The organism is Ruegeria sp. C9 (assembly GCF_056537585.1).
In genome coordinates this window covers 312360-324741 of sequence record NZ_JBQFRU010000004.1, presented here as the reverse complement: position 1 = coordinate 324741, position 12382 = coordinate 312360, and the positions used below count along the sequence as shown (strand labels likewise).

At 59.6% G+C, this 12382-nt stretch carries 14 protein-coding genes; 4 read left to right on the top strand and 10 right to left on the bottom strand.

The features are described from left to right. Window positions 1-2: 2 nt before the first annotated feature. The 5 genes from ACR0NE_RS12745 to ACR0NE_RS12725 form a co-directional block, all read right to left on the bottom strand. Entirely contained in the window at window positions 3-1097 is a 1095-nt protein-coding gene (locus tag ACR0NE_RS12745) for a flagellar motor switch protein FliM (protein WP_170597027.1), read from the bottom strand. A gap of 77 nt (window positions 1098-1174) precedes the next feature. Further along, window positions 1175-3856, bottom strand: a complete 2682-nt coding sequence (locus ACR0NE_RS12740) for an ATP-binding protein (protein ID WP_170397168.1) — start codon at window positions 3854-3856, stop codon at window positions 1175-1177. After that, window positions 3844-4164, bottom strand: a complete 321-nt coding sequence (locus ACR0NE_RS12735) for a hypothetical protein (protein ID WP_170397170.1) — start codon at window positions 4162-4164, stop codon at window positions 3844-3846. The genes ACR0NE_RS12740 and ACR0NE_RS12735 overlap by 13 nt, the downstream gene beginning before the upstream one ends. Beyond that, window positions 4161-4541: a response regulator transcription factor gene (locus ACR0NE_RS12730; protein ID WP_170397172.1), complete on the bottom strand. Its 381-nt coding sequence runs from the start codon at window positions 4539-4541 to the stop codon at window positions 4161-4163. The genes ACR0NE_RS12735 and ACR0NE_RS12730 overlap by 4 nt, the downstream gene beginning before the upstream one ends. Before the next feature lie 78 nt (window positions 4542-4619). Beyond that, window positions 4620-5915: a helix-turn-helix transcriptional regulator gene (locus ACR0NE_RS12725; protein WP_170397174.1), complete on the bottom strand. Its 1296-nt coding sequence runs from the start codon at window positions 5913-5915 to the stop codon at window positions 4620-4622. Window positions 5916-6091: 176 nt separating this feature from the next. Here ACR0NE_RS12725 and ACR0NE_RS12720 point away from each other — a divergent pair, with 176 nt between their 5' ends. The 4 genes from ACR0NE_RS12720 (at window position 6092) to aat (ending at window position 9312) form a co-directional block, all read left to right on the top strand. Further along, window positions 6092-6628, top strand: coding sequence for a helix-turn-helix domain-containing protein (locus ACR0NE_RS12720; protein ID WP_170397176.1), 537 nt, complete (start codon window positions 6092-6094; stop codon window positions 6626-6628). 149 nt (window positions 6629-6777) lie between these two features. After that, window positions 6778-7272, top strand: a complete 495-nt coding sequence (gene accB, locus ACR0NE_RS12715) for an acetyl-CoA carboxylase biotin carboxyl carrier protein (protein ID WP_170597026.1) — start codon at window positions 6778-6780, stop codon at window positions 7270-7272. Between the two features lie 9 nt (window positions 7273-7281). Further along, the gene (gene accC, locus ACR0NE_RS12710; protein ID WP_170397180.1) at window positions 7282-8628 is read left to right on the top strand and encodes an acetyl-CoA carboxylase biotin carboxylase subunit; all 1347 of its coding nucleotides are present in this window, start codon (window positions 7282-7284) and stop codon (window positions 8626-8628) included. A 51-nt stretch (window positions 8629-8679) separates the two neighbouring features. Then, window positions 8680-9312 carry a leucyl/phenylalanyl-tRNA--protein transferase gene (aat, locus tag ACR0NE_RS12705; RefSeq protein WP_170597025.1) on the top strand — a complete coding sequence of 211 codons (633 nt, stop codon included), beginning with the start codon at window positions 8680-8682 and terminating at the stop codon, window positions 9310-9312. Here the strand turns inward: aat and ACR0NE_RS12700 are convergent. The 5 genes from ACR0NE_RS12700 to clpX form a co-directional block, all read right to left on the bottom strand. Further along, window positions 9276-9635: a DUF2155 domain-containing protein gene (locus tag ACR0NE_RS12700; RefSeq protein ID WP_170397184.1), complete on the bottom strand. Its 360-nt coding sequence runs from the start codon at window positions 9633-9635 to the stop codon at window positions 9276-9278. The two genes, aat and ACR0NE_RS12700, sit on opposite strands and share 37 nt — an antisense overlap. After that, window positions 9632-10084 (bottom strand): outer membrane lipid asymmetry maintenance protein MlaD, encoded by a 453-nt coding sequence (mlaD, locus tag ACR0NE_RS12695; RefSeq protein ID WP_170597024.1) that lies wholly within the window; start codon window positions 10082-10084, stop codon window positions 9632-9634. The genes ACR0NE_RS12700 and mlaD overlap by 4 nt, the downstream gene beginning before the upstream one ends. Before the next feature lie 10 nt (window positions 10085-10094). After that, a complete protein-coding gene (locus ACR0NE_RS12690) occupies window positions 10095-10478 on the bottom strand; it encodes an NADH:ubiquinone oxidoreductase subunit NDUFA12 (RefSeq protein ID WP_170597023.1) in 384 nt (127 codons plus the stop codon). 79 nt (window positions 10479-10557) lie between these two features. Continuing rightward, on the bottom strand, window positions 10558-10920 hold the full coding sequence (locus ACR0NE_RS12685) for a RidA family protein (RefSeq protein ID WP_170597022.1): 363 nt from the start codon (window positions 10918-10920) through the stop codon (window positions 10558-10560). A gap of 62 nt (window positions 10921-10982) precedes the next feature. Continuing rightward, a complete protein-coding gene (gene clpX / locus ACR0NE_RS12680; protein ID WP_170397188.1) occupies window positions 10983-12248 on the bottom strand; it encodes an ATP-dependent Clp protease ATP-binding subunit ClpX in 1266 nt (421 codons plus the stop codon). Between the last annotated feature and the right edge of the window lie 134 nt (window positions 12249-12382).

The window sequence follows — 12382 nt, the reverse complement described above, 5'->3', positions numbered from 1 at the left end:
TCTTAGTCGCGGCCATTGCCTTCGGGCGCTGGCAGACCGGCGAGGTGCGAGATTTCCGTGACACGCTGTTCGGAACTGGCAGGCAACAAGTCGTCGGGTTCCAGGAGGGAATCCTCGGTCGTCAGATCATGCGCTACAATATCGTCATCAAGCGGGGACGACATCTCGTCATCCGGGGCCGGGGGCGTCAAGCTTGATTTGCTGGCCAGAAATCCGGCGCAGTCCTTGGCGGGCAACGCAGTAGGAGGGCCTTGTTCGTTGATCCGTACCGCACGCATTCCGCCGCACTGACCCAGACGTCCGATGGCGGTTCGGGCACGATCGATTGACAGAACTTCAACCCGATCCACCCGCGCGCCCTGCAGCGGCAGAACATCCCCGACGGACAATTCCGAAAGCGCTGTCAACGGCAAAGACAGGCGGCAGATCACGGTGTTCAGCTCAGCCCGAATTACCCCGGATGCCTGATCCAGATTCACCCCCGATTGGGTGATATCCGCAACCTGTTCCTGATCCGAGAGCGGGCGTTCGGGCAGCAGGATACTGACCTCGCCCTGACGCGGACCACCGGCAAGTTCGACCGTCAGATCAAACATGCGATAGACCTCATCCACCAGCGCTAGGTTCAGTGCGCGCCGACCTTCGGCGCGTGAGGTGAACTCATACCCGGACAGGCTGGCCATGTCTGCCGGGGACTCAACCAGTTTCAGCGCCCTGCTCAGCATATCCTCGATCAGAGGGGCGACCATGGCAGCGTCGGTGTCGGTAAACGCACGCTCGGGTGGTGGGTCAGAGGTGACCATGGCAATCGTTTGCTGCTGGACGATGGCAGAGACGCAACCCGGGTCCAGACAGGCCGCGGCCAGGCCGCCCTGATCCGAGGTAAACAGCAGCATCAACCACCCCTCATTCAGCCGGTCGGCTATATCTTCCTGCGCACGTACGGCCTGCTTTGCCCCGATGACCGACAGCGTCAGCCCCATGCTTTCGCCGGAGGCGCGTGCCAACCCCAGCCGCAAGGCGCGCAGGACCGAGCGGGGCGTGTCGGCACCGCATTGCCCCGCTGAAAGCTTTCGTGCCAGTGCTGATGTGGTCATGGCCCCGTTCCGCCGTTTGTCGATGCGATGACAATTTGTCTAACCCGGCGGAGGTTACGAATGTCTTTATGACGCCCTCATTGCGCGGCCTGACGAAAAGCCAGCGGAAGGCTGACGCGGAAGGCCGCCCCTCCCTGCCCCGGCAGATAGGCAACTTCGCCGCCCAGGCGCTGCATAATCTCTCGGCAGATCGCCAGCCCCAACCCTGCCCCGCCTGCCTTGTCCGAGCCGACGCGGGCAAATTTCTCGAATACCATCGATTGCGCCTCGGCCGGGATACCACCGCCGTTGTCGATGAAATCGATTACCACCTGCCCGCCGACATCATGGGCCGAGATGGTCAGTACCGGTTCAATGGCGTCGCAATATTTCTGGGCGTTGGAAATCAGGTTGATGAACACCTGTCCCAGCCGGTCGAGATCCGTGTGCAGCGGGATACGTTCGCTTGCGCGCACCCGCCGCACGCCAATCTTACGATCACTGCCCGCCAGCGCGCTTGAAACGGCGCGGTCCAGAACTTCGCTTAGGGTGGCTTCGCCCATGTTCAGGCTAACCTGGCCGCTTTCCAGCACGCTAAGGTCGAGCAGATCATCTAGTAGCCGGGTCAGACGCAGCGATTCATCATGTATGATCGCAGCATAACGGATTTGTTCCTCGGCACTGAGGCCATCGGTGTCGCGCATAATTTCAGAAAACGCCCGAATCGAGGTCATGGGCGTGCGCAATTCGTGGCTGACCTGGCTAAGAAACGCGTCTTTCTGTTTCGAGACTTGCGTAAGCTTGGCATTCGCCTCGCGCAATTGCCGCGCTGTGCGGCTGAGCTCAGTCGATTTCGCCTCAAGCTGGCTGGAATATTCCAACATCTGCGCGGACTCGTCGGCAACGGCCAACAGGTCTTCGACAGACACAGACGCCCCGCCAACGATCTGACCGATCATCGCATGCGCGGTTGCGGCCCCGACCGAGCCGCTGAGTTCGCGTTCCAGCCGTTCCAGAAACTGCGGCGTGGGCTCGGGCAGTCGTCCGGGGCGACCATTCTGGCGCTCGGCTTCGGCTTGAAAGAACTCTTGCGCGGGAATAGTGCCCAGAATCCGCTGGGTCATGATCATCAGGTCTTCGCTTTGCGCAACCGAACCGGTCCAGCCACGGGCTGAAACCGAATGGTCAAATACATTTACGAATTGCGCACCCTGAAGGCGTTCCAGCGGGCTGGGGAAGCTGAGCATCGAGGCGACACAGAAGGCGATTGTATTCAGCGACAGCGACCACATGACCGTATGCACCATCGGGTCGATCCCTTCGATCCCGAACAACGCCTGCGGGCGCAGCCAGCCCCAGCCGAAGGGTCCGTTTTCAATCACTGATGCCGGGACAATGCCGCCACCCATGCCAGGCAGCAGCAGTGTGTAAATCCAGAGAAAGAACCCGACGCTGAGCCCGACCAACGCCCCAGTTCGGGTCGCGCCGCGCCAGAACAGGCCGCCCACCAGTGCGGGCAGAATCTGGGAAATCCCGGCAAAGGCCACCAGCCCGATCGAGGTCAGGGCAGCCCCGCCCCCCGAAAGCTGGAAGTAGAAATAGCCCAACGCCATGATCGCCGCGATCGAGACGCGCCGCGCCATCAGCACGACTGTTCGCACATCACCAGAGACCGACGCGGTGCCTTCCTGCGTATTCAGCCAGATCGGCATGACCACATGGTTCGAGACCATGGTTGACAGCGCCATCGCGGTAACGATCACCATTGATGTGGCCGAGGAAAACCCGCCGATGAACGACAGCATCGCCAACCAGTCATTACCCTGCGACAGCGGCACGGTCAGCACAAACAGGTCGGGGTTCGAGCCTTCGGGCATCAGGTCCAACCCAACGACGGCGATGGGCACGACAAACAAGCTCATCAGCAGCAGGTAGAGCGGAAAGGCCCAGGCGGCGGTGCGCAGGTGGCTCTCATCGTCGTTCTCGACCACCATGACCTGAAACATCCGTGGCAGGCAGACAAAGGCCGCTGCCGAAAGGAAAATGAAAGTGGTCCAGCGCCCAGCATCCACATGCCATTGGCCAATTTCCGAGGCATCGATCTGATCCATCATCGGCCCCAAGCCGCCAGCGACGCCCCAGACAACAAAGATGCCAACGGCCAGAAGGGCGAAGAGTTTCACCACAGATTCCAACGCAATAGCGGTAACAACGCCGTGGTGGCGCTCATTGGCATCCAGATTGCGCGTCCCGAAGAGGATCGCAAAGACGGCCAAGCCCGCCGCGACCCAGAACACACTGGAGCCTTCGCGATAGAGACCTGAGGGATCGGCCTCGGCAAAGATCGAAAAGGACAGTGTGATCGACTGCAATTGCAGCGCGATATAAGGCGTGCCGCCCAACACCGCCAGAATGGTCACGCAGACCGCCAGTGTGTTGGACTTGCCGTATCGTGACGAGATCAGGTCAGCGATCGACGTCACGCGCTGGCTGCGTCCGATGCGCACGAGTTTGCGCAGGCCCCACCACCAGCTGATCATCACCAGTGTAGGACCCAGATAGATGGTTACGAATTCAAGCCCAGAACGCGCGGCGTTGCCAACCGCGCCATAAAACGTCCATGCAGTGCAATAGATCGACAGTGACAGGGTGTAGATCAGCGGGGAACGCAACCATTTCCCGCCGCCACGCGCAGCCAGCCGGTCCGCTGCGAAGGCGACGCCGAACAGAAGAACCACATAGCCCAGACAGACCAGAATCAGGACATTCAGGGTTGCCATGTCTCGGCCTCGGGCTCGGCAGTCTCGCGCGCGGTCATGCGTTTGGCGACGAAGCCGAAGATCACGCTGATCAGGATCAGAACACCCCAGCACGCAAAGATGTAGAACATGGCCGTCGACAGCGACAGAGCCTCGGCGCCTGCGCTATCATCCGGCCATAGAAGCGGCAGCGCGAGCATTGCGGCACCTAGAAACGGCAGCAGCCGCGCTGCATCCGCCAGCCTGCGCCGACGATAGCTTTGCCGTTCCAGAAACAGGGACGGACGAACTGGCGAGGGCCGATCTTTGCCGTCGCCCGCGGAGCTCATAACTGAGACGCCTGCGCATGCAGGTCGCGCACCGCTGTCAGGACTTCGGTGTTCGAAAACGGCTTGGTCATGAATCGGCTGACCCCTGCCTGCTCGGCCATTTCACGATCGCGGGATTGCCCGCGCGCGGTCAGCATCAAAACCGGCAACGCCTTCATATCATCATGTTCGCGCAGATCACGCAGCACATCCATCCCGCTTTTTCCCGGCAACATCACATCCAGAATCACCAGATTGGGCCGCGCGGACAGAATCACCTGCACCGCATCCGTTCCCTCGGCATGGGTTTCAACCTGCCACCCCTCGCGTGTCAGCAGAAACCGGATCGCCTCGGTGATGTTGGGCTCATCCTCGATCAACAGAACCTTGCGGCTCATATTTGCATATCCTCCCCATGACGGATTGCACGTCCGGCCACCCGTCCAGCCCAGATTAAGCGCTGTGTCACGAAACTGTCAAAACCCTTCGCTCAGGATCGATGGCTCGCGCCGCGCGCTGCATTCGCGTTTCGGGCATATCCGACAACTGGCTCCGGCTTGCGCCGCGTTTTCCGCAGGCTGCACCGTGTCTTCGACCGGCAGCACCAGCATGACCGAACGATAGACCGGCTCGGCCCCGAATTCCTTAGCTGGCTGAGGGGTTGCGATTGCAAAACACTCAAACTCAGCAGCGGTTCGACCAAGCTGAACGACCCGTTTCCGGATCGGGACCAAGGGCCGATTCAAGGCGGTGAACAAGGGCCAGAGCGGACAGGCCTCGCCATGGCGCGGCAGGGCAAACCCCGGCGCGGGTTTAAAAAACAGAACGCTGCCGGAGGCGTCGCAAATCACCAAGCCAGCCGGACGCGCCAGCGTGCCTTCAGGCAGAAAGGCCAACCGTCGCAGCACCGTAGCAAGGTCCACTGAAAACACCGTCGCCAACGCCAGAGGATCGGGGTTTGCTGCATCCAGCGCGGCACACACCTGATCCAGCGGCATAGCGCGCGCGTCGGCGGCATAAAGGTCCAGCAACCCCGAAGCCACAGTGTTGGCCGCAGCGGAATCGAGCCCATCCAGCGGCACTTCGGTCAATTGCCCACCGGCTTCGAGTTCCGGGAAATGATATCCTTGCTCGGCAAAAAACGCCTCGACCGCGTCCAGTGGGATACCGCGCAGATCGCGCTGCCCGTCACTGTCATCCAGATAGGTCACCAGCGCTTTGGAGCTTTCGGCCAGTCGTTCGGCATCCTGATGCAAGTTGCGATGGAAACGGTCGCGCCATTCCGGTTCGATCTCTCCCGGTTCAGCCAAGATTGCAGCTGTTGAGCGGATGGCGGCGGCGGTCGACAGCACCTCGTGCATTGAGGCCGCCAGATGCGGGTCATGGGTCAGTCGGTCGGAAAGAACTTCGACAGTGCGCTCCAGCGACACTACGCGGCGATGCATCTGCGCCAGAACACCCGACCAACCGGGAAAGCGGCCGGCGAATTCTTCCAGCCCGTCCACCTCGGCCTTTTGGCCGACTGCATCCGCCGCGGCCTCGCGCAGAGCGGCGATGAGCGTCTCTTCGATCCCTTGAGTCAGCAGCGACGGCTCGACGGACAAAGCCGCCGCGATATCGACAAGCAGTTTGCCCCCAATGCGGCGGCGGTTGTGCTCGATCAGGTTCAGATACGATGCCGAAATCCCCACCTGCCGCGCCAGTTCCGCCTGTCGCAGCCCAGAGATTTGCCGTCTTTCGCGTATCCGGCTGCCGGTCAGCGTGTCGCGCATGGCGTTTATGTCCTTGGCTACTGCGGCTGGATTTGCAGATTAACTAAGTAATTATTATCTGTTGCCGAATAATTTTCAAAGAAGATTTACAACTTTGACAACGGCCAGAGAAAGAAACCCGCCCTTTCCTGCCGCCCACCCTTCTCTTTCGACGCAATACCCGTCACCATAAGAACATGAGCGATCCCGCCTTTGAATACGCCCCCATCGGCCTTGTTGAGCTTGAGAACCGGATCATCCGACGGTGCAATCTGCAATTTGCGCGGACCTTTGGCGGGGATGAGGTTGACTATCGCAACATGCCCCTGCTGCATCTTTATCCTTCGGTCGCCGATTGGGAACGGATCGGCGCGCGTAGTCTGCAGGTGATGCGCGATACAGGCTATTACACAGACGAACGGGTGATGCGGCGACGCGACGGTGACCTGTTCTGGTGCCGCGCGCGGGGGCGTTCGCTGACGCCAGACGATCCGTTCCGGCACGGGATATGGAGCTTTTCGGACATCTCGGAAGAGCGCCCCTTGGTGCAATTGACAACCCGCGAACGCGAAGTGGCCATCCTGTCATGCCGGGGTTTATCCGCGAAGGAAATTGGCGTTGAACTTGGGCTAAGTTACCGCACGATCGAGGCCTATCGCGCCCGCCTTTTGGAAAAATACGGAGCCCGCAAGCTACCAGAACTGGTCGCAAAATTGTCTGGAACGCCGCTGTAATCGCGACAGCCCTCGCAATTCGCGCAAAAACCCCCATTTGGCAGGCTTAGACGGCGCTTTTCATGGCCGTCTGCATGGCTTATAACCCTGCGTAATCAAACCAAGCCCGCAGCAAACAGACGGGCATAGGGGAACCTTCGAGGACACTCATGACAGATACCAAACACGAAGCGGATGTCGCGTTTATCAAGGCACTGGCCGAACTGCTGCGCGAGAATGACCTGACCGAATTGCAGGTCAAGCGCGAATATGGCGAGGAAGACAGCCTGAATGTCCGTGTCAGCCGCATGTCGCAGACCGTGGCCGCTCCGGTTCAGGTTGCGGTTCCTGCGGCTGCACCGGTTACCGCACCTGCTGCCGCCCCGGCCGCTGCCGAAGCACCCGCTGCCGTGGATGATCCCGCCAGCCATCCAGGCGCTGTGACCTCGCCCATGGTGGGTACGGTTTACATGCAACCGGAACCGGGCGCGCCTGCGTTTATCTCGGTCGGTGCATCGGTCTCGGAAGGTGACACGCTATTGATTGTCGAAGCCATGAAGACAATGAACCACATCCACGCACCCAAGTCGGGCACCATCAAACGCATTCTGGTCGGCGATGGTGATGCTGTGGAATTCGGCACGCCTCTGGTCATCGTTGAGTAAGGCGGGCCCATGTTCGACAAAATCCTGATTGCCAACCGAGGCGAGATCGCCCTGCGTGTGATCCGTGCTGCGCGCGAGATGGGGATCAAGACGGTTGCCGTGCACTCCACCGCCGACAGCGATGCGATGCATGTGCGCATGGCGGACGAATCGGTCTGCATCGGCCCCCCGCCCAGCCCGCAAAGCTATCTGTCCGTGCCCGCGATCATCTCGGCCTGTGAAATCACCGGCGCGCAGGCGATCCATCCCGGCTATGGCTTCCTGTCCGAGAATGCCGAATTCGTGCAGATCGTCGAAGATCACGGCATTACCTTCATCGGACCCACCGCCGAACATATCCGCGTGATGGGTGACAAGATCACCGCCAAGGACACGATGAAGGAACTGGGTGTCCCTTGTGTTCCGGGTTCTGACGGCGGTGTGCCAACGCTGGCCGACGCCAAGCGCATTGGTGAAGAGTTCGGCTATCCCGTCATCATCAAGGCAACCGCCGGTGGCGGCGGTCGCGGCATGAAGGTGGCACAAAACGCCGATGAGATGGAAAGCGCCTTCATGACCGCACGCGCCGAGGGCAAGGCCGCCTTTGGCAATGACGAGGTCTATATCGAGAAATATCTGACAACCCCGCGCCATATCGAGATTCAGGTCTTCGGCGATGGCAAGGGAAAGGCAGTGCATTTGGGCGAACGCGACTGTTCGCTGCAGCGCCGCCACCAGAAGGTGTTCGAAGAAGCCCCCGGCCCCAGTATCACGCCGGAAGAACGCGCCAAGATCGGTAAGATCTGTGCCGATGCGGTCGCCAAGATCAACTATATCGGCGCAGGCACCATCGAGTTCCTTTATGAAAACGGCGAGTTCTATTTCATCGAGATGAACACGCGTCTACAAGTGGAACACCCCGTGACCGAAGGTATCTTCGGCGTCGATCTGGTGCGCGAACAAATCCGCGTCGCCGCTGGTGAGGACATGTCGTTCGGTCAGGACGATCTTGAGATCAATGGCCACGCCATCGAGGTTCGCATCAACGCGGAAAAACTGCCGAACTTCTCGCCCTGCCCGGGCAAGATTACGGCCTATCACGCGCCAGGTGGTCTGGGCGTGCGGATGGATTCCGCGCTCTATGACGGCTATTCGATCCCGCCATATTACGACTCGTTGATCGCCAAACTGATCGTTCAGGGCCGTGACCGGGCTGAAGCTTTGGCCCGTCTGGAACGTGCTTTGGGCGAGTTGATCGTCGACGGTATCGACACCACCGTGCCGCTGTTCCACGCGCTGCTGCAGGAACCTGACCTGCACAGCGGCGAGTACAACATCCACTGGCTGGAGCACTGGCTTGCGGAGAACATGGCCTAATCTGACCAAAGGGCCGAAGGACAACCCCCCTTCGGCCCCGAGGCACCCGGCATGAGCCTTTCCCCTGAACTTCTGCTCCATGGCTATTCCATCGGCATTTTTCCGATGGCTGAGCATCGCGACGACCCCGAGTTGTTCTGGGTCGACCCGAAGTTTCGCGGCGTGTTCCCTCTGGATGGGTTCCACATCTCCCGCAGCCTAGCGCGGCGTATCCGGACCTGTGGGTTTTCGGTAAGCATCAATCGCGATTTTGCGGGCATCGTGGATGGCTGCGCCGACCGATCGGATACCTGGATCAATCCCGAACTGCGCCATCTGTATCAGGAACTACACCGGACCGGCCGCGCGCATTCCCTCGAAGTCTGGGACGGCGCTTCACTGATTGGCGGCGTTTACGGCGTAGTCCTCGGCGCGGCCTTTTTTGGCGAAAGCATGTTCTCGCGTCGCACGGACGCATCGAAGATTGCACTTGCCTATCTGGTGGATCGACTGCGCCAAACCGGGTTCACGCTGTTCGATACGCAGTTTCTGACGGCGCATCTGGCCTCGTTGGGCGCGATCGAGATCCCGCGTGCGGTTTATCATAGCGAATTGAAACAAGCGCTTGACCTGAAAGCAGATTTCACCGCTGATCTGCAGCAGACCCCTCAGGGTGTGATACAACGGATCACCCAGACATCGTAGCGGGCGTGATCCAACGCGTTCAGCGCGGGTGAGGTCGCAATCATCCAGCCATCAAACAGCTGCTGCGCCTTGCCCTGTTCCCAGATAGTCAAATAGGCAAAGGCGTCACCTGTCGGGTTTTCGGCTGGATAGCGACAATCACCCAGCGCGACATCCAGACCAAAGACCGACGTGGTCTCGCCGTTCTGCATTTCGATGTCCACCGTCTGCCCGCTGACCTTGTCCAACCCGCGCAACATGGCGCCGGGGCCGGATTCGACCTTTTGCTGCGCAGCAGCTCCGGTTGCGGTGACTATCAGAGCCACCAGTGCAGCGCGGATCATTCGCTTCCGTCCCCGGCCACGAATTTGACCAGCAACGAGATCAGGCTGACCGCGCCTTGCGTATCGGTAATCTCATCACCCGCCTCAAAATAGAACGGGGAACCGCCCGGCATAACCTCAACAAAGTTGCCACCCAGCAAGCCTTCGGAAGAAATCACAGCGGCGCTATCGTCTGGAATAAGAACACCATCTGCCACGGAAAATCGGGTGTCCGCGCGGTACGTATCAGAGTTTAGCGTAACGCCAGTCACCGTCCCGATCTTGACCCCGGCAAGGCGTACATCCGTGCCGACGCCCACACCTTCGAGCGAGCGGAAAGACGCGCCCAGCTCGTATCCTGCGCCGGATTGAGACAGGCCTGTGGATTGGCTGGCGTAAACACCGAACGCAATGGCGCAGGCCAGCACGGCACCGCCGACGATAACTTCGGTCTTCGTATGATTAGACATCTGGCCTCGCTTATTCCGGGCTCCACGCCTCGTAATCGCTACGTTCAACCGGATCGGCACGACGCAGAGAACCGGCAGGTGCATAGGCCAGCACGGTGCCGGTCAAATTCTCCTGATGCGGTTTTTCCCAGGACTTGTGCGCCAGAGGTTTATCGGTTGGCGGTTCATCCCATGTGCGGTGCAGCCAGCCATGCCAATCGGGATCGATCCGGCTGGCCTCGGCTTCGCCATTGAAAATCACCCAGCGTTTGCTGTCGTCAGCATTGCGATAGAACACGTTGCCCTCGTCGTCCTCACCGACCTTGATCCCCTTGCGCGCAGTGTAGAACTGCGTGTTCAGGGTGGCCCCGTTCCACCAGGTCACGGCCCGCAAAAGACTGTTTAGGATTCCCATCGGCTGCCTCCGGCATTTCTGTCCCCGAAGATATGGACCAAAGGCACGCTAAGGTCCAGTACTGCCAGCGCTACCTGCGTCATTCCGGCAGGATAGCGGTGACTTCAATTTCAATCCGGTATTTCGGATCGATCAATCCGCATTCGATCATCGTCGCTGCAGGAGGGTTCGCACCAAAGGTTTTGGCCAGAATGGGCCAGCAAGGTTCAAATTCGGTTCGATCCGGCAGCATATAAGTGATGCGCACGACATCAGAGAATGAAGCACCCGCCTCGGCCAGCGCGTTTTCGATGATAGACAGCGCCGAGCGGCATTGCTCCACGACCGTTTCACCTTGCCCAACAGTTCCCGAAACATGAACCCAACCACCCGCGACAACCGCGCGGCAATAGCCAACCTTGGCTTCAAACTCACCACCCGAAGAGATACGTCTTACTGTCATCGTGTCCTCAAACGAAAACGGCGCGGACATTGCCGCGCCGTGTGTGCATTAATCTATGCGGTTCAACCCGCCGAAGCCGATTCCGCTGCGTCTGCGTAGATGATCAAAGGCTGAGAGTCCGACGTCACAGCCTCTTCGTTGACCACAACTTCGGTCACGTTCTTCATGCCCGGCAGTTCGAACATTGTATCCAGCAGGATGTCTTCCAGGATAGAACGCAGACCGCGCGCACCAGTCTTGCGCTCGATCGCTTTCTTGGCGATCGCCTTCAGCGCATCATCGGTAAAGGCCAGTTCCGCATCTTCCAACTCAAACAACCGCTGGTATTGCTTGACCAGAGCGTTCTTCGGGCTGGTCAGGATGGTGACCAAAGCGTCTTCGTCCAGATCTTCCAGCGTCGCCAGAACCGGCAAACGGCCGACGAATTCGGGGATCAGGCCAAATTTCAGCAGGTCTTCGGGTTCCAGATCCTTGAAGATCTCGCCCACGCCGCGCTCGTCATTGTCACGCACGTCGGCACCAAAGCCCATGGCCGAGCCTTTGCCACGCTGTGCAATGATCTTGTCTAGTCCGGCGAATGCACCGCCACAGATGAACAGGATGTTCGTGGTATCCACCTGCAGGAATTCCTGCTGCGGATGTTTGCGCCCACCCTGCGGCGGAACGCTGGCCACGGTGCCTTCCATCAGTTTCAGCAGGGCCTGCTGAACGCCCTCGCCCGATACATCGCGGGTGATCGAAGGGTTTTCAGACTTGCGGGTGATCTTATCGACCTCGTCAATATAGACGATGCCGCGCTGTGCGCGTTCGACATTGTATTCGCTGGCCTGCAACAGTTTGAGGATGATGTTTTCAACATCTTCACCCACATAACCGGCTTCGGTAAGCGTGGTCGCGTCCGCCATCGTAAACGGCACGTCAAGAATCCGCGCCAGCGTTTGCGCCAGCAGGGTTTTGCCGCAGCCGGTGGGGCCAATCAGCAAGATGTTGGATTTTGCCAGTTCTATATCGCTGCCCGCTTTCTGGGCATGATTGAGACGCTTGTAGTGGTTATGTACCGCAACCGACAGCACCCGCTTGGCGGTGGCCTGACCGATCACATAGTCATCCAGCACTTCGCAGATATCCTTGGGTGTTGGCACACCGTCCGAGGATTTCAGACCGCTGGCCTTGGTTTCCTCGCGAATGATATCCATGCACAGCTCGACACACTCATCGCAGATGAATACGGTCGGGCCTGCGATCAGCTTACGCACCTCATGCTGGCTTTTGCCGCAAAAGCTGCAATAGAGCGTGTTCTTGCCGTCACCGCCTGAATTCGTCGCCATGCTTTACCCCTCGGGCTCCGTCTCAGCGGCCCCTCTCAAGGGCCGCGCTTGCCGTATATGCCTGCAGCTTAGGCCAGCGTTCTGGCAGCTACAATCTCAAAATCATCCCTCACGCCGGACGCGCGCGGATTTGA

Bases quoted from the DNA above. Each gene is read 5' to 3' on its own strand.
- ACR0NE_RS12745 (WP_170597027.1), bottom strand. From the start codon at position 1,097: ATGACCACATCAGCACTGGCACGAAAGCTTTCAGCGGGGCAATGCGGT.
- ACR0NE_RS12740 (WP_170397168.1), bottom strand. From the start codon at position 3,856: ATGGCAACCCTGAATGTCCTGATTCTGGTCTGTCTGGGCTATGTGGTT.
- ACR0NE_RS12735 (WP_170397170.1), bottom strand. From the start codon at position 4,164: ATGAGCTCCGCGGGCGACGGCAAAGATCGGCCCTCGCCAGTTCGTCCG.
- ACR0NE_RS12730 (WP_170397172.1), bottom strand. From the start codon at position 4,541: ATGAGCCGCAAGGTTCTGTTGATCGAGGATGAGCCCAACATCACCGAG.
- ACR0NE_RS12725 (WP_170397174.1), bottom strand. From the start codon at position 5,915: ATGCGCGACACGCTGACCGGCAGCCGGATACGCGAAAGACGGCAAATC.
- ACR0NE_RS12720 (WP_170397176.1), top strand. From the start codon at position 6,092: ATGAGCGATCCCGCCTTTGAATACGCCCCCATCGGCCTTGTTGAGCTT.
- accB (WP_170597026.1), top strand. From the start codon at position 6,778: ATGACAGATACCAAACACGAAGCGGATGTCGCGTTTATCAAGGCACTG.
- accC (WP_170397180.1), top strand. From the start codon at position 7,282: ATGTTCGACAAAATCCTGATTGCCAACCGAGGCGAGATCGCCCTGCGT.
- aat (WP_170597025.1), top strand. From the start codon at position 8,680: ATGAGCCTTTCCCCTGAACTTCTGCTCCATGGCTATTCCATCGGCATT.
- ACR0NE_RS12700 (WP_170397184.1), bottom strand. From the start codon at position 9,635: ATGATCCGCGCTGCACTGGTGGCTCTGATAGTCACCGCAACCGGAGCT.
- mlaD (WP_170597024.1), bottom strand. From the start codon at position 10,084: ATGTCTAATCATACGAAGACCGAAGTTATCGTCGGCGGTGCCGTGCTG.
- ACR0NE_RS12690 (WP_170597023.1), bottom strand. From the start codon at position 10,478: ATGGGAATCCTAAACAGTCTTTTGCGGGCCGTGACCTGGTGGAACGGG.
- ACR0NE_RS12685 (WP_170597022.1), bottom strand. From the start codon at position 10,920: ATGACAGTAAGACGTATCTCTTCGGGTGGTGAGTTTGAAGCCAAGGTT.
- clpX (WP_170397188.1), bottom strand. From the start codon at position 12,248: ATGGCGACGAATTCAGGCGGTGACGGCAAGAACACGCTCTATTGCAGC.